The sequence below is a fragment of the Microcoleus sp. Pol14D4 genome (assembly GCF_036701245.1).
Lineage (GTDB): Bacteria > Cyanobacteriota > Cyanobacteriia > Cyanobacteriales > Microcoleaceae > Microcoleus.
The window spans coordinates 1-15,037 of the sequence record NZ_JAUBQM010000023.1; the positions used below are offsets into that span (position 1 = coordinate 1).

Annotated in this window: 16 protein-coding genes; 5 read left to right on the top strand and 11 right to left on the bottom strand. The window is 48.9% G+C overall.

The features are described from left to right. Nucleotides 1-368 precede the first annotated feature (368 nt). Nucleotides 369-725 (top strand): hypothetical protein, encoded by a 357-nt coding sequence (locus QUA33_RS11040; RefSeq protein WP_333148631.1) that lies wholly within the window; start codon nt 369-371, stop codon nt 723-725. Nucleotides 726-933: 208 nt separating this feature from the next. Here QUA33_RS11040 and QUA33_RS11045 read toward each other — a convergent pair whose 3' ends face one another. The 3 genes from QUA33_RS11045 to QUA33_RS11055 all read right to left on the bottom strand — a co-directional run bounded on the left by QUA33_RS11045 (nt 934) and on the right by QUA33_RS11055 (nt 3,957). Beyond that, complete coding sequence (locus QUA33_RS11045; protein WP_333148681.1) at nt 934-1,956, bottom strand: ATP-binding cassette domain-containing protein; 1,023 nt, start codon at nt 1,954-1,956, stop codon at nt 934-936. 575 nt (nt 1,957-2,531) lie between these two features. Then, entirely contained in the window at nt 2,532-2,720 is a 189-nt protein-coding gene (locus tag QUA33_RS11050; protein WP_015175516.1) for a hypothetical protein, read from the bottom strand. A 313-nt stretch (nt 2,721-3,033) separates the two neighbouring features. Beyond that, on the bottom strand, nt 3,034-3,957 hold the full coding sequence (locus QUA33_RS11055) for a histone deacetylase (RefSeq protein ID WP_333148632.1): 924 nt from the start codon (nt 3,955-3,957) through the stop codon (nt 3,034-3,036). Nucleotides 3,958-4,353: 396 nt separating this feature from the next. On the opposite strand from QUA33_RS11055, the gene gyrA reads away from it, so the two are divergent. Together gyrA and QUA33_RS11065 are read left to right on the top strand one after the other, a co-directional pair. Beyond that, entirely contained in the window at nt 4,354-7,065 is a 2,712-nt protein-coding gene (gene gyrA, locus QUA33_RS11060) for a DNA gyrase subunit A (protein ID WP_333148633.1), read from the top strand. A 234-nt stretch (nt 7,066-7,299) separates the two neighbouring features. Further along, nucleotides 7,300-8,592 carry a ribonuclease D gene (locus tag QUA33_RS11065; protein ID WP_333148634.1) on the top strand — a complete coding sequence of 431 codons (1,293 nt, stop codon included), beginning with the start codon at nt 7,300-7,302 and terminating at the stop codon, nt 8,590-8,592. A 34-nt stretch (nt 8,593-8,626) separates the two neighbouring features. On the opposite strand, the gene QUA33_RS11070 is transcribed toward QUA33_RS11065, so the two are convergent. Together QUA33_RS11070 and QUA33_RS11075 are read right to left on the bottom strand one after the other, a co-directional pair. Then, entirely contained in the window at nt 8,627-9,052 is a 426-nt protein-coding gene (locus tag QUA33_RS11070; protein WP_333148635.1) for an aldo/keto reductase, read from the bottom strand. After that, nucleotides 8,994-9,227 carry an aldo/keto reductase gene (locus QUA33_RS11075; RefSeq protein WP_333148636.1) on the bottom strand — a complete coding sequence of 78 codons (234 nt, stop codon included), beginning with the start codon at nt 9,225-9,227 and terminating at the stop codon, nt 8,994-8,996. The genes QUA33_RS11070 and QUA33_RS11075 overlap by 59 nt, the downstream gene beginning before the upstream one ends. Nucleotides 9,228-9,357: 130 nt before the next feature. On the opposite strand from QUA33_RS11075, the gene QUA33_RS11080 reads away from it, so the two are divergent. Then, nucleotides 9,358-10,143 (top strand): hypothetical protein, encoded by a 786-nt coding sequence (locus QUA33_RS11080; RefSeq protein WP_333148637.1) that lies wholly within the window; start codon nt 9,358-9,360, stop codon nt 10,141-10,143. Between the two features lie 53 nt (nt 10,144-10,196). On the opposite strand, the gene QUA33_RS11085 is transcribed toward QUA33_RS11080, so the two are convergent. From QUA33_RS11085 to QUA33_RS11105, 5 genes are all read right to left on the bottom strand, one after another. Then, nucleotides 10,197-10,622, bottom strand: coding sequence for an aldo/keto reductase (locus tag QUA33_RS11085; protein ID WP_333148638.1), 426 nt, complete (start codon nt 10,620-10,622; stop codon nt 10,197-10,199). A gap of 7 nt (nt 10,623-10,629) precedes the next feature. Further along, nucleotides 10,630-11,100: an aldo/keto reductase gene (locus tag QUA33_RS11090; protein WP_333148639.1), complete on the bottom strand. Its 471-nt coding sequence runs from the start codon at nt 11,098-11,100 to the stop codon at nt 10,630-10,632. Between the two features lie 163 nt (nt 11,101-11,263). Next, nucleotides 11,264-11,908, bottom strand: coding sequence for a TMEM175 family protein (locus QUA33_RS11095; protein ID WP_333148640.1), 645 nt, complete (start codon nt 11,906-11,908; stop codon nt 11,264-11,266). Between the two features lie 85 nt (nt 11,909-11,993). After that, a complete protein-coding gene (locus tag QUA33_RS11100) occupies nt 11,994-13,055 on the bottom strand; it encodes an NAD(P)-dependent alcohol dehydrogenase (protein ID WP_333148641.1) in 1,062 nt (353 codons plus the stop codon). 161 nt (nt 13,056-13,216) lie between these two features. Continuing rightward, nucleotides 13,217-13,993, bottom strand: coding sequence for an SDR family oxidoreductase (locus QUA33_RS11105; protein ID WP_333071947.1), 777 nt, complete (start codon nt 13,991-13,993; stop codon nt 13,217-13,219). A gap of 45 nt (nt 13,994-14,038) precedes the next feature. On the opposite strand from QUA33_RS11105, the gene QUA33_RS11110 reads away from it, so the two are divergent. Continuing rightward, nucleotides 14,039-14,548, top strand: coding sequence for a hypothetical protein (locus QUA33_RS11110; RefSeq protein WP_333148642.1), 510 nt, complete (start codon nt 14,039-14,041; stop codon nt 14,546-14,548). Nucleotides 14,549-14,618: 70 nt separating this feature from the next. Here the strand turns inward: QUA33_RS11110 and QUA33_RS11115 are convergent, their stop codons facing one another. Then, a complete protein-coding gene (locus QUA33_RS11115; protein WP_333148643.1) occupies nt 14,619-15,032 on the bottom strand; it encodes a cyclophilin-like fold protein in 414 nt (137 codons plus the stop codon). Nucleotides 15,033-15,037 lie beyond the last annotated feature (5 nt).

A 15,037-nucleotide genomic window follows, 5' to 3' on the forward strand; every position in this document is an offset into this window, starting at 1 on the left:
AATACCACCTATCTGGAGTGCATACCTATCGCTGACATCATTGGCGATACCGCAATGCAGTTGCGGTGAGCAGTTACGTTTTACCATTATTTGCACAATATAAAGTCATCGTTTTAGGAGACCGTGAATTTTGTTATGTCGATTTGGGAAACTGGCTGAGGGAAAAGGGTATATCTTTTTTTTAGACGGAAAAAAAATCCTTGTATCGACGAAATGGAACATTTAGTTTGGCAACGATTAGATGAATTATGAATAGTACCAGGAACCTGTTTATATTGTCACGGAGAAAGAGTGAGCAAAACACGAACCTCTAACCTGATTTGATATTGCTTGTAAGTGGAAAAGGAACTACGGGAGATGGAATGTGGATGAAGCATGGTTTATTCTCACAGATTTACAGCGAGTTACCAGCAGCCATCAATGCTTATAAGCAGCGGATGAATATTGAAAAAATGTTCCGAGACCGTAAAAGAGTCGGCTACGATTTTGAAGGAACTAGCTTAAAAGGAAACAGACTTATTAACATGATTTTGCTCATGACCCTCGCCTACAGTTCGAGAATATTTCAAGGCACTGAAATGAGGAAAAAGCAGGTAGAAAAATATATCTCTCGCCGCAAAGAACCTAAAAAAATATACCGAAGACGGAGTACATTTGGTGTTGGTTTAGATGTAGAAAAGTGGGTCAATTATCTAGAGCAATATTCTGACGAGGTAGAACAGTAAACGCCAGTTAACTCCTTCTAAACGCCGCTTTAATCAACAAGGTATGCGGACCGCAACCCTTATACAGTCTATCTCGTAGACCTCTTTGTCACCCCCCCCAGCACTCTCCTCTTAAGATTATATAGCAGAAGGAAGAAGGTTTTCTCTTCCTTCTTCCCTCTTCCTTATATCCGTTACATCCGCTGCCGAACTTCCCTCTTCCTTCAAATTACGATCGCATCGCCTGTTTTTGCTCCGCCTTCAAATCGCGGTTGCTAGCAGCAGCCAACTCGGCATCCAACAGCGTCTTACCAGTCGCAGCCAAATACACATCATCCAAACTCGGCCGAGATTGAGCAATCCCAAAAGTAGGAAGTCCCGCATTTTTCAAAGCTTGCTGAATAGTCACCAGCGCATCGCTTTGCGGTGTTACTACTAAATTGAGAGAATTTCCTTGAGCCGCGTTGACAATTACTTCCTGCACAAAAGGCAGCGATTGCATCAGATTTTTAGCTTTTTCGGCTTCTTCGATCGGCGAAAACTCGCGAATCCGCAAAGTCACCCGATCGCCCCCAACCCGATTTTTCAACTCTTCTGGCGTGCCCTCAGCAATCACCGTACCCTTGTCAATAATCGCCACGCGATCGGCCAAAGCATCCACTTCTTCGAGATAATGGCTGGTAATCAACACCGTCGTACCTTCCTCCCGCAACCGGCGCAGGAAATCCCACACCACCACCCGACTTTCAATATCGAGCCCCACAGTCGGTTCGTCTAACACCAAAACATCGGGCTGGTGCAGCAACCCAGCAGCTAAGTCGAGGCGTTTGCGGATACCGCCGGAATAAGTGCCCGTCTTTTTATTTTCCCACTCCTCCAAACCGAGGAGTTTCACCATTTCGTCAATCCGCCCTTTAATCCTAGGGCGCGGCAAATGGTAAAGCGCTGCTTGCAGTTGCAGGAGTTCCCGCCCCGTCAGCACCTTATCGAGAGCAACTTCTTGGGCGACGTAGCCGAGTTTTTGTCTGGCCATTCTCGGCTGACTGACAGCAGAAATGCCAGACACTTCAATGCGTCCGCTATCGGGCGCGCTCAAAGTACAAAGTACCCGCAGGGTTGTGGTTTTGCCTGCACCGTTGGGGCCTAGCAAACCAAATATTTCCCCCGGTTCTACCTTGAAGGAAACATCTTTAACGGCTTCTACAGTGCCGTAGCGTTTCTGAAGATTTTCAATTAAAACGGCGGGAGCCATATATTTTGGGGATGAACTGGTTGTTAATATTTTGACACTTCCGGGCTCAAATTGCCGGAATGGTCGATCGACCAATGCGACTCGCTGTGCTTGTAACGATCGCACACTCCTCCTCAACCGGAAACTGCTTGTAGTTTTGATTCTTAATATTAGTTTAAGAAATATTAACTTTATAGCGGTTTTTAACCCTGATATTCATCACTTTTCCCACTCTCGAATCTCCCCTCTCAACGCCAAAAAATTATGAGTTTTGAGTTAAATATAACTTTTCAGTTAACAACTCAAAACTCACAAGTTTTCAACAAGTAGAGATGCACCCGATACCTGTCATTTTATAATTATCTCTACCTATAGGCTGATATGTAGCGAGATTTTGATGATAATTAACACTCTGGTCAAATACATCACAGTCTCGAACCAAGTATGAAACACAAAAAACTTCCCTAAGTGGCAAGTTATACTTGTAATGAGTTCCACAGAAGAAAATGTAACAGTATTTCCGTGCTCTCAACCCCGATATTTATCAGTCATTACCAATTGTCTTAACTCCCCTACAGGGAGCCGTTGCCATGTCTTTAATCGACAATTTTTACCCAACCGCGACGCACGTTGTACAGCAGTCGGTTGATGATGGCATACTCATCTTCATTCAGTGTTCTTTCTAAGAGTGCAGATCTGAGCTGTCTCCGGTCGTGGCGAGTCACGACGCTGGAGAACATGACCTGACCAAATAACTCTTCGAGTGTCATTTGGGATACTGACATGATAAACCTCCTAGTTGATTGAGACAGATAAAATTTTAACAGGCTTGTTGTATTTGTATTATGCACTCTGGAAGTGACTTCAAAGGCGATCGAAAACATTGGCACAGTGTGATTTTTTGGTTAAAAATCTGTGACCAAGACTTTGATGCCCAGTGACTTGGATCTATTCAATTTGTGATGGTTGTCACTGAAGTCAGGAGGAAGGAGTCAGAAGTCCGAGGGAAAAAGACCATCAAGGAGGATCGCCCTCAAAAGCTCTCCATCCCGTCCTCACCGCTTCTCAACCTTATTTTTCCCTATGCCAATTTTCCAGCTAATTGAGGCATCGGTCAATAGTCGCCACAACCGACTCGGCCAAATCTTTTAGCGCGTAACCCCCCTCCAATCCAAAGGCGATGCGGCGGGTGAGTTGCAGGCAGTATCCGGTGAAAGTACCGAAATCTGACGGCATCAGAGTCATGCTCGCCAGCGGATCGGACGCAGTAGCGTCATAACCAGCGCTGACAATCAACAAATCCGGTTCAAATTTGGACAAAAAAGGCACGACAAGAGATTCAAAGGCGCTCAGGTATTCAGCTATGCCGCCGCCCGGATAGAGGGGAATGTTCAGCACGTTGTCGTAGGAACCGCGCTCCTCGGCATCTCCCGTTCCCGGATAGCACGGAGATTGGTGCAGGGAACAGTAGGCAATTTGGCGGCAGTGTTCCACCAAAGATTGAGTGCCGTTGCCGTGGTGCACGTCCCAGTCGAGGACGGCGACGCGGTTGATTCCCGGCTGTTCCAAGGCGTAGCGAGCAGCGATCGCAGCATTGGAAAACAAGCAAAAACCCATCGCGCGGGCGTTTTCGGCGTGGTGTCCCGGCGGCCTGGCCAGCACAAAAGCCGGTTCCCCCGCAGCCACCACTCGATCGACCCCATCGAGCCAAGCACTCGCCGCTAGCAGCGCTACGTCGTAACTTTCTGCAGAAATCGGCGTATCACCGTCGAGGTAGCCGCCTCCCCGATGAGCCAAATGTTCGACTTCTTTGATGTATCTTTGCGAGTGAACTTTTTTGATAGCCGAGAACAGTGCTTTTTCGCGCTGCGCCACTGGGGTGGGCAATTGCCACTCAATTTGAGCCGCCCAAGGAGCAGCTTTCAGAGCGTTGACGATCGCCGTTAAACGTTCTGGTCGCTCTGGGTGAAGCATTCCAGTCTTGTGCAGCAAGAAATCTTCGGAGTAGATGACGGGTAGCATCGGCTGATTTTAGATTTTAGATTTTAGATTTTAGATTTTTAGTTTTCTTTAAGAAGGCCTTCGGTTTTGTGAAATTAAAATTGCGATCGGGCCACCATTTTAATTTTTTATATAGCCCTCAAAAAAACTCACCAAAGCATGAAACCCGACCGCCTAAAAAAACCTTTCTAGCTTTTGCCAACCGCTGACCAAATCACCAACTGACAAAGTATCAATTGTCCTTGTTTCGTCCCTTAATTTTTCTGGCAACTTTCCCATAAAGTCAAAGGCAAATTGTGATATAATTTCAGGAGTAATTTGCAATATTTGGCAGCTCTACTGAATCCAAACCGATTTTATCGCATTTTTGAGATTTATAGCCGTCAAATTTAAATTTTTAACGGAGTTTTTCAACCTATGAGCACCTCTGAGTCGCGGATAATCCCGACGGATCTGGGTAATGAGATGTCCCGATCGTACTTGGAATACGCCATGAGCGTAATTGTCGGTCGGGCGCTACCAGATGCCAGGGACGGTCTCAAGCCCGTTCACCGACGCATTCTCTACGCCATGAACGAATTGGGCTTGACTCCCGATCGACCTTTCCGCAAATGCGCCCGCGTCGTGGGGGAGGTGCTGGGCAAGTATCACCCGCACGGAGATACAGCGGTTTACGACGCCCTGGTGCGGATGGCTCAGGATTTCTCCATGCGGGAACGCCTGATCAACGGTCACGGCAACTTCGGCTCCGTTGACAACGACCCGCCCGCTGCCATGCGGTACACCGAATGTCGCCTCACAGCTTTGACTAGCGACTCCATGCTGCGCGACATCGACTCCGAAACAGTTGATTTCGGCGACAACTTCGACGGTTCCCAGCAAGAACCCCTCGTACTCCCGGCACGCATCCCCCAAATTTTGCTCAACGGTTCCTCCGGGATTGCTGTAGGGATGGCAACCAACATTCCGCCGCACAATTTAGGCGAAATAATTGACGGTTTAGTAGCACTAATCCACAATCCAGCAATTACCGACCTGGAATTGATGCAGTACATCCCCGGCCCGGACTTTCCCACCGGAGGACAAATTCTGGGGAGATCCGGCATTCGCGATGCTTACACCACAGGTCGCGGTTCGATTACAATGCGCGGAGTCGCTGGCATTGAAACCATCGAACATCCCGGTCGCCCCGACAAAGAAGCAATTATTATCACCGAATTGCCTTACCAAACAAACAAGGCAGCGCTAATTGAGAAAATTGCCGAACTTGTCAACGACAAAAGATTAGATGGAATTTCCGACATTCGCGACGAAAGCGATAGAGACGGAATGCGGATCGTGATCGAACTCAAGCGCGACGCCTATCCCCGCGTCGTCCTCAACAACCTCTACAAACAAACACCCCTCCAAGCCAACTTTGGAGCCAATATGTTAGCGCTAGTAAATGGGGAACCCCAACTACTTACGCTCTCCCAATTCCTCAATGTCTTCCTAGATTTCCGCATTGAGACAATTACTCGCCGGACTCAATATGAGCTTCGCAAAGCAGAAGAACGCGACCACCTTCTGCAAGGCTTATTAATTGCCCTAGACAACTTAGATGCAATTATTCACCTAATTCGCGCCGCTGCCGACTCCGCAGCAGCGAAACAAGAATTGATGGATAATTACGGTCTTTCAGAACAGCAATCAGACGCAATTCTGCAAATGCAGCTCAGGCGCTTGACAGCATTAGAAGCACAAAAAATTCAGCAAGAACACGAAGAACTGCGAGCTAAAATCGAAGATTTGGAAGATATCTTAGCGCGCCGGGAACGCATCTTAGAAATCGCCGAATTTGAAGCAGTCGAAATCCAAACCAAAATCGCCACTCCTAGGCGCAGTGTCATCGAACACGCCGAAGGAGAAATCGATGAAAGAGATTTAATTGCCAACGAACAAGCAATTATTCTGATCACAGAGCAAGGCTACATCAAGCGGATGCCTGTCAGCACTTTCGAGGCCCAAAGTCGCGCTACTCGCGGCAAAGCAGGCGCGAAAATGAAAGAAGACGACGGAGTAGAACATTTCCTTTCCTGCTGCGATCATGACAGCGTTTTGTTCTTCAGCGACAGGGGCGTAGTTTACTCTGTCAAAGCTTATCAAATTCCCATCTGTTCCCGCACTGCCCGCGGCACTCCCGTGGTGCAACTGCTGCCGATTCCTATAGAAGAAAAAATCACTTCTATGGTGTCAGTCACAGAATTTACCAGCGAAGAATACTTGGTAATGTTGACTCGCGGCGGCTACATCAAAAAAACCGCACTTTCAGCTTTTGGCAACATCCGCACTAATGGATTAATCGCCATTTCTCTAGAAGAAGGCGACCAACTGCGCTGGGTGCGGAGAGCAAAAGTTGGTGACAGCATCATCATCGGTACGCGCCAAGGCATGGCAATTCATTTCCGCACCAATCACGAACAGTTGCGCCCTGTCGGCCGCGCGACGCGGGGTGTAAAATCAATGAAATTGCGATCGGGCGATGAGTTGATCAGCATGGACATATTGCCCAGTTCAATTGTTGCCGAGATTGCTGAATTGGAAACTGAAGATTCGGAATTCGAGGGAGCTAATATTGCTCAGTTAGAAACTGAAGATTCGGAATTTGAAGTAGCAGAAATTACTGACCTAGAAACTGAAGATGCGGAATTGGAAGATGAAGAATTAGAACTGCAATCCGAGGAAATTGAAGGCGAAGAAGCCGAAGGAATTACCAAAAGTAGCAGCGACGTTCCTTCAGTGTTGGTAATCACCACCAACGGCTATGGCAAGCGGGTTCCAGTTTCTCAATTCCGCCTACAAAGACGGGCTGGCAAAGGATTGACGGCTACTAAGTTCAAGTCTAAAAAGGCTAAAGATTACGTAGCTGCGCTGCGAATTGTCAACGAAGATGACGAGTTGATGATCATTACCAACCGAGGTATTATTATCCGTCAGGCTGTGAGTGCAATTTCCACGCAATCGCGAACTGCAACGGGCGTGCGGGTGCAGCGGTTGGATGAGGATGATTCGATCGTAGCTGTGGCTTTAGTGCCGCCTGCTGGTGAAGAATCGGCCGAAGAATCGGAATCTGAGGAAGTGGCAGAATAGTCATAGGTTAATAGTTTGTAAGGTACGCCCTGCGTACCTTACTGCTGAAGGGTAAAAATGCGATCGTCTATTTCCGCTTTCTGCCTCCAAGACTGGTCAACATTTAATACTAATTATGAAAAAATATCTCTAGGGACACGGCATTGCCGTGTCCTTAATGCGATCGTTGACAATCAATCTCATAATTGCCATAGCATAAGAGAATCAAAAAGTTAATAGCAAAAGTCTGTAAAAATGCCTTATTTAACAGCAGAAAACGACATCAAAGCACTCATCACTAAATTTGCCCGATCTAAAATCCTGTGGGTTGACACAGAAATAGCAGACTATAAATCCAACCCCAGATTATCTCTGATTCAGGTGTTAGCTGACTCCACAGATTCGAGTGGAGATGGCACTTTTATATTAGATGTCTTGGATAAACCTGAATTGGCCAAAGATTTTATCAACCAAATCATGGTCAATCCAGATATTGAAAAAGTTTTGCACAACGCCAGTTATGACATCAGATTTCTGGGCAATGACGACGCTCAAAATGTCACTTGCACATTAAAAATGGCCAGAAAGATTCCCACTTACATTCTGCCATTACCTAATCGACAACTCAAAACTTTAATACAAACACTTTGCGACATTGCTTATGTAGATAAAACAGAACAAAGCGGCGATTGGGCAAAGCGCCCCCTGACCGAGAAGCAGCTAGAATATGCCAAGATGGACGCGGTTTATTTAGCTGGAGTGCATCGCCGCCTGGTAGATATCCTTGCCCAATGTTACCCCGAACCCGCAACGGAAAACTTGACAGCATTGGGCGAAAAATATCAGGAAATAGAATCTAGGTGGAAGCCACTAGACTCAGAAATCGCTGAAGTTAAAGAACGCATTAAAGCAGGGATGCTGGCCCAAAAGCTCAAAGACAGTTCTTATTTTGAGCTTTCCAGTTCGACAGCTATGAAAGTAGATTTTCTCACCCTGGCAAGACTGACGCAAACTGAGGGAATTGAGTTAAATTTTCCGGTGACACTGACGAAAGAAATTAAAAAACAGTTAGGCAAACTCCTCGATCATCCATCTTTGGAAGTGGAGGATATTGCTAGTTGGCGGTTGAATTCTAATGTACAGCAGCGGCGAAAATCTACTAAGAAAGTTGCGCCAGAACCGGAGAGTGAGGATTTAACTGCATTGGGGGAAAGGTACAAAGAAATTTTGCCCGAATGGAAGTTGCTGGATTCTGAAGTTGAGCATCTGAAAGAGCGCATTAAAAAAGCAATGTTGGTGCAAAATCAGGAAAATACTCCCCATTTTAAGTTATCCAGTTCCTCGATTTTGAAGGTAGATTTTGCTAAATTGGCAAAACTTGCGCTATCTGTGGGAGTTGAGTTAGATTTTATGGTGACGCTGACTCAATACATCCAAAAGCGGTTAGGGGAAGCTATTAACAAAATTGATGTGCAAATTGAGTATATTACCAGTTGGCGGATGACGGCTAAGACTGGGGAAGATGAAGAGGAAGAAATTCCGTTTTAACTACCAAAATATCACTTTTTCTCTTCTTCGCCGCTCAGCGACCCGTCAAAAGCTCTAACTTTTCGGGGTATCTCGCCCCTTGTACTGTGATTTTGGCGGCGGCATCATCGATGTCACGCAGATCCGCAGGCGCGAGTTCGACGGAGACTGCCCCGATGTTTTCGTCCAAGCGATGCAGCTTCGTGGTGGCTGGGATTGGAACAATCCACGGCTTCTGGGCCAGCAGCCAGGCGATCGCGATCTGAGCAGGTGTCGCCTGCTTCTGTTGTCCGATCCTACCAAGCAAATCAATCAAGGCTTGATTCGCTTTGAGAGCCTCCGGTGTGAAGCGAGGCAGGGTGCTGCGGAAATCGGAACTGTCGAAGGTCGCGTTTTCGTCGATTTTGCCAGTGAGAAAGCCCTTACCCAGCGGGCTGTACGCGACAAAGCCGATTCCGAGTTCCTCCAGGGTTGGTATCACTTCCGCTTCCGGCTTTCTCCACCGAGCGCGAGTATTCGCTCTGGAGTGCAGTCACCGGCACAACTGCGTGTGCGCGACGGATCGTTTGCACTCCGGCTTCAGAGAGTCCAAAGTGCTTAACCTTACCTTCCTCAATCAGTCCCTTCACTGCTCCTGTCACGTCTTCGATCGGCACGTTCGCGTCAATATGGGAATCATATTTTCACGTCTCAAAAGCTGGACCAGTCGAAAATTAAAACGTAAAATTAATCTATCAATTATATATTGATATATTGAGTAAAGCTTCAACTAAAATCCACCCAGATATGAATCCCAAAACAAACTATACAGAACAATCTGCACCGCATCGCCAGATAAAAAAGCTGCCAGAAGTTACCATTTTTTTCTGGATTATCAAGTTGCTGACTACGGGAATGGGCGAAACAACTTCAGATTACCTAGCCCATCACATGAACCCAATTTTTGCGGTCGCTCTGGGGGGAATTGGATTAGTGATTGCTTTACTAATACAGTTTTCAGTACGGAAATATATTCCCTGGGTCTATTGGTTAGCTATTATTATGGTCGCTATATTCGGAACAATGGCTGCTGATGCTATCCATGTTGTATTAGGGGTTTCGTATCTCCTATCGACTGTAGGATTTTCCGTCGTACTGAGTATTATTTTTGCAGTTTGGTATATGAGCGAAAAGACTTTATCTATTAATCATATTTACACACTTCGGCGCGAGTTATTTTACTGGGCAACCGTTATGGCTACATTTGCGCTTGGCACAGCTGCAGGTGATATGACAGCATCAACTTGGGGTTTGGGGAACTTCACATCAGGTTTACTGTTTGCCTTGTTATTTGCTTTACCAGCGTTCGCATACTGGCGCTCAGGACTTAATGAGGTCGGGGCTTTTTGGCTCGCATATATCCTGACTAGACCATTGGGCGCTTCATTCGCAGATTGGATCGGTAAATCTCAGGATAGTGGTGGAGTAGGCTTTGGTACAGGGCGGATCAGCATTGTCTTAGCTATTCTGATTTTTGGTTTTGTTGTTTATGAGACATACTCGAGCAAAGACAGTTATAGCAAGTCATCATGAGTTGGGTCTGGTTTAAGGAGCAGTTATGCCAGACCCAAAGACTAAAACTAGACTCAGCGGCCCGTCATTTGCTCTAGCTTTTCGGGATATCGATCGCCTTGCACTGCGATCTTGGAAGCAGCGTTATCAATGTCATGCAAATCGTCAGATGTGAGTTCAATGGAGATAGCTCCAATATTTTCATCCAAGCGATGCAGCTTCGTGGTGCCTGGAATCGGAACAATCCACGGCTTTTGAGCTAACAGCCAAGCGATCGCGATCTGAGCCGGGGTCGCCTGCTTCTGTTCTGCAATACTGCCAAGCAGATCGATCAGGGCTTGATTCGCCTTGAGTGCATCCGGTGTGAAGCGAGGCAGAGTGCTGCGGAAGTCGGAGCTGTCAAAGGTCGTGTTTTCGTCGATCTTGCCCGTGAGGAAGCCTTTCCCCAACGGGCTGTACGGGACAAGTCCGATGCCAAGTTCCTCAAGGGTCGGTATCACTTCCGCTTCAGGCTTTCTCCACCGAGCGCGAGTATTCGCTCTGAAGAGCCGTGACTGGCACAACGGCATGGGCGCGGCGAATCGTTTGCACTCCCGCTTCAGAAAGCCCGAAATGCTTCACTTTACCTTCCTGAATCAGTTCCTTGACTGCTCCGGCCACGTCTTCGATCGGCACGTTTGGGTCAACCCGGTGCTGATACAGTAGGTCGATCGCCTCAACTTTGAGCCGCTTGAGCGATCCCTCCACGGCTTCCTTGATATGCTCCGGTCGGCTATTGAGCCCGGGTGAACCTTTCATGCCGCGAGGATCGGAATTGGGACTGATGTCAAACCCAAATTTGGTGGCAATGACCACTCGATCGCGGAAGGGAGCGAGGGCTTCACCCACCAGTTCTTCGTTCAAGTAAGGGCCGTAGACTTCGGCAGTGTCAAAGAATGTAATACCGCGATCGACCGCAGCCCCCAGAAGAGCAGTCATCTCCTGTTTGTCTTTGGGCGGACCATAAGAAAAGCTCATTCCCATGCAGCCGAGCCCGATCGCTGAGACTTCCAGATTGCTGTTTCCAAGTTTGCGCGTTTGCATTGTTTTTCTCCGTTAATGTGGAATTGATAGTGTTCGCCGTCCATCGCTCTGGTCGTTGTCAGTCGTTTTCGCTGCGATCTCTGCTCGCCGTAGGGTCATTGATGCGAGACAGGGCGGTCTTATGACCCCAGCGAGGCCAGAGATAGAAGAGGTTGAGGAGGATGAAGATCAACACTGCCAGCCAGGGCACGACCAGCGCGACTACGGTAGCGATCGCATAAACGATCGGTCCGACAAGGAATAAACGTCTGATCTTCCGTACTTTTTTCGCTGTGAGGCGCGTATCGATCAGCCGATACTCGTGAGCCGCATACCGCCACATGACGTTGACGAAGATACCAATCAGGGTCAAGATGCCACCGTAGAAACCACCGGCAACCGACTCGTCCATTCCCCGGTGGAACGCTTCTGCAAGTACAGCGGTTGGAAACGGCAGGAAGGCAATCGGCATCAGGTGGAGGACGTTAAGCAGCAACAGCGTTCCGTCCACGCGGACGATGTGTTTGAACATGGGGTGGTGGTTGATCCAGATTGCGCCGATCACCAGGAAGCTCACTGCGTAGGCGAGGTAGGACGGCCAGAGCTGGAGGAGTTCTGCCCCGAGCGCCGTATCGGGTGGCGGCACTTTGATTTCGAGTACCAGCAGGGTGATGGCGATCGCAAAAACACCGTCGCTAAATGCCTCCAAGCGTGTGGTATCCACACTCACCTCCTCTGCGAATAGTTGCTGTTACCAAGTTTGCGCTTCTGCATGACGACTCCTTCGAGGCTCCACCGTCCCAACTCAGTTATTCAGATTTAAGAGAAGCCATATCAATTACAAAGCGGTACTTCACATCGGACTTGAGCAGTCTTTCGTATGCGTCGTTGACCTTCTGGATCGGGATAACTTCGACATCGGCGGTGATATTGTGTTCACCGCAAAAGTCGAGCATCTCTTGAGTTTCGGCGATGCCGCCGATCATAGAGCCAGAAAGACTGCGGCGACCCATAATCAGACTAAATGCCGCGACATCTAGAGGCTTTTCAGGCGCACCAACCAGAGTGATGTTACCGTCGAGTCGGAGCAGGTTGAGATAAGCATTAATGTCGTGCTTGGCGGCGACGGTATCGAGGATAAAATCGAAGCTACCAGCGTGCTTTTGCATCTCGTCAGCATTGCGGGAAACAACAACTTCATCGGCACCCAGGCGGAGTGCGTCTTCTTTCTTGTCGGGGGACGTGGTAAAGACAACGACGTGTGCTCCCATTGCATGAGCAAGCTTCACGCCCATGTGCCCCAATCCGCCCAGACCGACCACACCTACTTTCTTACCCTCTGTGACTCCCCAATGACGGAGTGGCGAATAGGTGGTAATGCCTGCACACAGGAGCGGCGCAACTCCAGCCAAATCGAGGTTTGGGGGAACGCGCAGCACGAAGCGTTCATCAACAACAATGCTATCGGAATAGCCACCATAGGTGACTGGAGCAGTCTTGTGCTTGTCTGGGGAGTTGTAGGTGAAGCTCACATTTTGGCAAAACTGCTCAAAGCCAGCCTTGCAATTGGGACAGTGACCATCCGAATCGACCATACAGCCGACTCCCGCTAGATCGCCGGACTTGAACTTCGTCACTGCTGAACCAACTTGAGTGACCCGTCCGACGATCTCATGACCGGGAACGATCGGGTAGGTCGTGGACATGAAATCGCTCCACTCGTCCCGCACTGAATGCACGTCAGAGTGACAGATGCCGCAGAAGAGGATTTCGATCTGCACATCGTGTTCGGTTGGGTTGCGCCGCGCGATCGTGTCGGAGGCTAGCGGTGACGTTGCACTGGCTGCGGAATAAGCTTTCGTGTTGTACATGAATCAATGCTCCTAGCTGTTTACGTTTGGTATATGGTACTGTTCGTCGCTAATGTCGCCTACCGCCTGCGGGGCGATATGAGTCATCGCCGTTAACGGCAGTGGCGATGGCGATCGTGCTTTTTTGTCGTGCGGTTAAGGTTTGATTAGGTTGGCGACGATTACTGCACCGTTTGTCCACCGTCGATGACCATAGCGTGTCCAACCATGAAAGCAGCCGCGTCCGAACACAGCCAAACAACTGCCGCAGCGATCTCATCAGGCTTGCCCATCCGTCCAATCGGCTCCTCCGCAATTACCTGCGCTCGCCCTTCGTCCGTGCCGCCAGTGAAGCGACCCATCATCGGGGTGTCGATGTAGCCGGGACAGACGGCATTGACGCGGATATTCTGGGCGGCGTAGTCGAGGGCTGCCGCCTTGGTGAGACCAATTACGCCATGTTTCGCGGCAGTGTATGCGGGGCTGCCCTTGATGCCGATGATTCCTGCCCCCGATGAGGTATTGACGATCGCGCCACCACCCTGTTTAAGGATCAGCGGGATCTCGTGCTTCATACACAGGAAAACGCCGCGCAGGTTGATGTCGATGATCCGGTTCCACTCTTCTTCCTCGTACTCTGCGGTCGGAGCTGGATTCCTCGGCTCGATGCCCGCGTTGTTGAAGGCGAAGTCCAGCCGCCCGAAAGCCTCAACGGTCTTGTCCAGAGCCGCTTTCACGTCCTCGGCTTGCGTCACGTCGCACTTAACTGCGATCGCCTGTCCGCCCTGGTCTTCGATCAGGCGTACCGTTTCTTGATTGCCCTGTTCTGAAATGTCAGCAGCTACGACCTTAGCGCCTTCACGGGCAAACGCCAGTGCCGCCTCGCGACCAATGCCGCTTGCTGCTCCGGTGACAAAAGCCACCTTATCTGTGAAGTTTCCATTCAAATTGGATACCATATTTTCTCCTGTATTAAAACGACAGTTTTTCGCTTACCGACTGAGGTGCTGATTGAAAAAGGACGCAAGCTTGTCCCACGGGATAAGGTTCACCCGGTCGTACAAATCGACATGGCCAGCGTTCGCAACGATGTAGAGTTCCTTTGGTTCGGCGGCGCGTTGATAGGCATCTTCGCTGAACTCCCTAGAATGTGCATTGTCACCCGCGATGAACAGCATGGGACGAGGCGAAATCGTCTCGATGTCATTGAACGGGTAAAAGTTCAGGAATTTGACGTTGCTGGTAAGTGTCGGGTGGGTTGTAAGTTTCGGCGACGAACCTTTGGGGGTGTATTCGTCCCGGGGAGTGGGGTAGAAGTCATAGAACTCACGCTCAATGGCGGTGGAGTTCTTATTCAGTTGATGCACAGTCCCGCTTGTGTATTGGGTTTCGCCGCCCGTGAACTCCGCATAGCGCTGCTGGGCCGCCGCTGCGATCGCTTGCCGCCGCTGTACAGATTGCACTCATCAAGAGGGTTGGTATTAGAATGCGGTATTTCATTCAGTTCTCGATAAGTGTGGGTTTATCTAGCAGGTTCGCTTCGGTTCGATCGCCGTCGCAAGCCGTTTCATTTCCGTACCCTCTTTATTGCGATCGCAGCTCGATCGTCACTTCTACAGAACCAGGCACATTCAATGTCTCGATGTCACCGTCAATTTTTCCGAGAATAACCAGCCCGTTTGAGTATCCAAAATCGTTGTAATACATGGCCAAATTCCCCCAGGGAGCGTAATAAGCAATATCTCCAACCGCAGGATCACTGCCTGGAGGGGCATCTTGTGTAGATAATCGTCTTGGCAAATTACTAATTTTTTCGGTGTTCGCGTGGTCTTCCAGCGTCAGCGTTAATGGCAACAGGGAAATAAAATCCTGAGTGGTTTTGCTGTCAATCAACGTAGCTGTAATGACTTTGTTTCCGACCTTGATGTTTATCTTCATCCTGTTTGGCTGCTCGGTTGATAGTTCAGTTGGCATTTCTGACGGGGCGCTGCTAGGCATCCTGT

What these genes read in the sequence shown, in the direction of transcription:
- QUA33_RS11040 (WP_333148631.1), top strand. Translation starts at nt 369, where the DNA reads ATGAAGCATGGTTTATTCTCACAGATTTACAGCGAGTTACCAGCAGCC.
- QUA33_RS11045 (WP_333148681.1), bottom strand. Translation starts at nt 1,956, where the DNA reads ATGGCTCCCGCCGTTTTAATTGAAAATCTTCAGAAACGCTACGGCACT.
- QUA33_RS11050 (WP_015175516.1), bottom strand. Translation starts at nt 2,720, where the DNA reads ATGTCAGTATCCCAAATGACACTCGAAGAGTTATTTGGTCAGGTCATG.
- QUA33_RS11055 (WP_333148632.1), bottom strand. Translation starts at nt 3,957, where the DNA reads ATGCTACCCGTCATCTACTCCGAAGATTTCTTGCTGCACAAGACTGGA.
- gyrA (WP_333148633.1), top strand. Translation starts at nt 4,354, where the DNA reads ATGAGCACCTCTGAGTCGCGGATAATCCCGACGGATCTGGGTAATGAG.
- QUA33_RS11065 (WP_333148634.1), top strand. Translation starts at nt 7,300, where the DNA reads ATGCCTTATTTAACAGCAGAAAACGACATCAAAGCACTCATCACTAAA.
- QUA33_RS11080 (WP_333148637.1), top strand. Translation starts at nt 9,358, where the DNA reads ATGAATCCCAAAACAAACTATACAGAACAATCTGCACCGCATCGCCAG.
- QUA33_RS11090 (WP_333148639.1), bottom strand. Translation starts at nt 11,100, where the DNA reads ATGACTGCTCTTCTGGGGGCTGCGGTCGATCGCGGTATTACATTCTTT.
- QUA33_RS11100 (WP_333148641.1), bottom strand. Translation starts at nt 13,055, where the DNA reads ATGTACAACACGAAAGCTTATTCCGCAGCCAGTGCAACGTCACCGCTA.
- QUA33_RS11105 (WP_333071947.1), bottom strand. Translation starts at nt 13,993, where the DNA reads ATGGTATCCAATTTGAATGGAAACTTCACAGATAAGGTGGCTTTTGTC.
- QUA33_RS11115 (WP_333148643.1), bottom strand. Translation starts at nt 15,032, where the DNA reads ATGCCTAGCAGCGCCCCGTCAGAAATGCCAACTGAACTATCAACCGAG.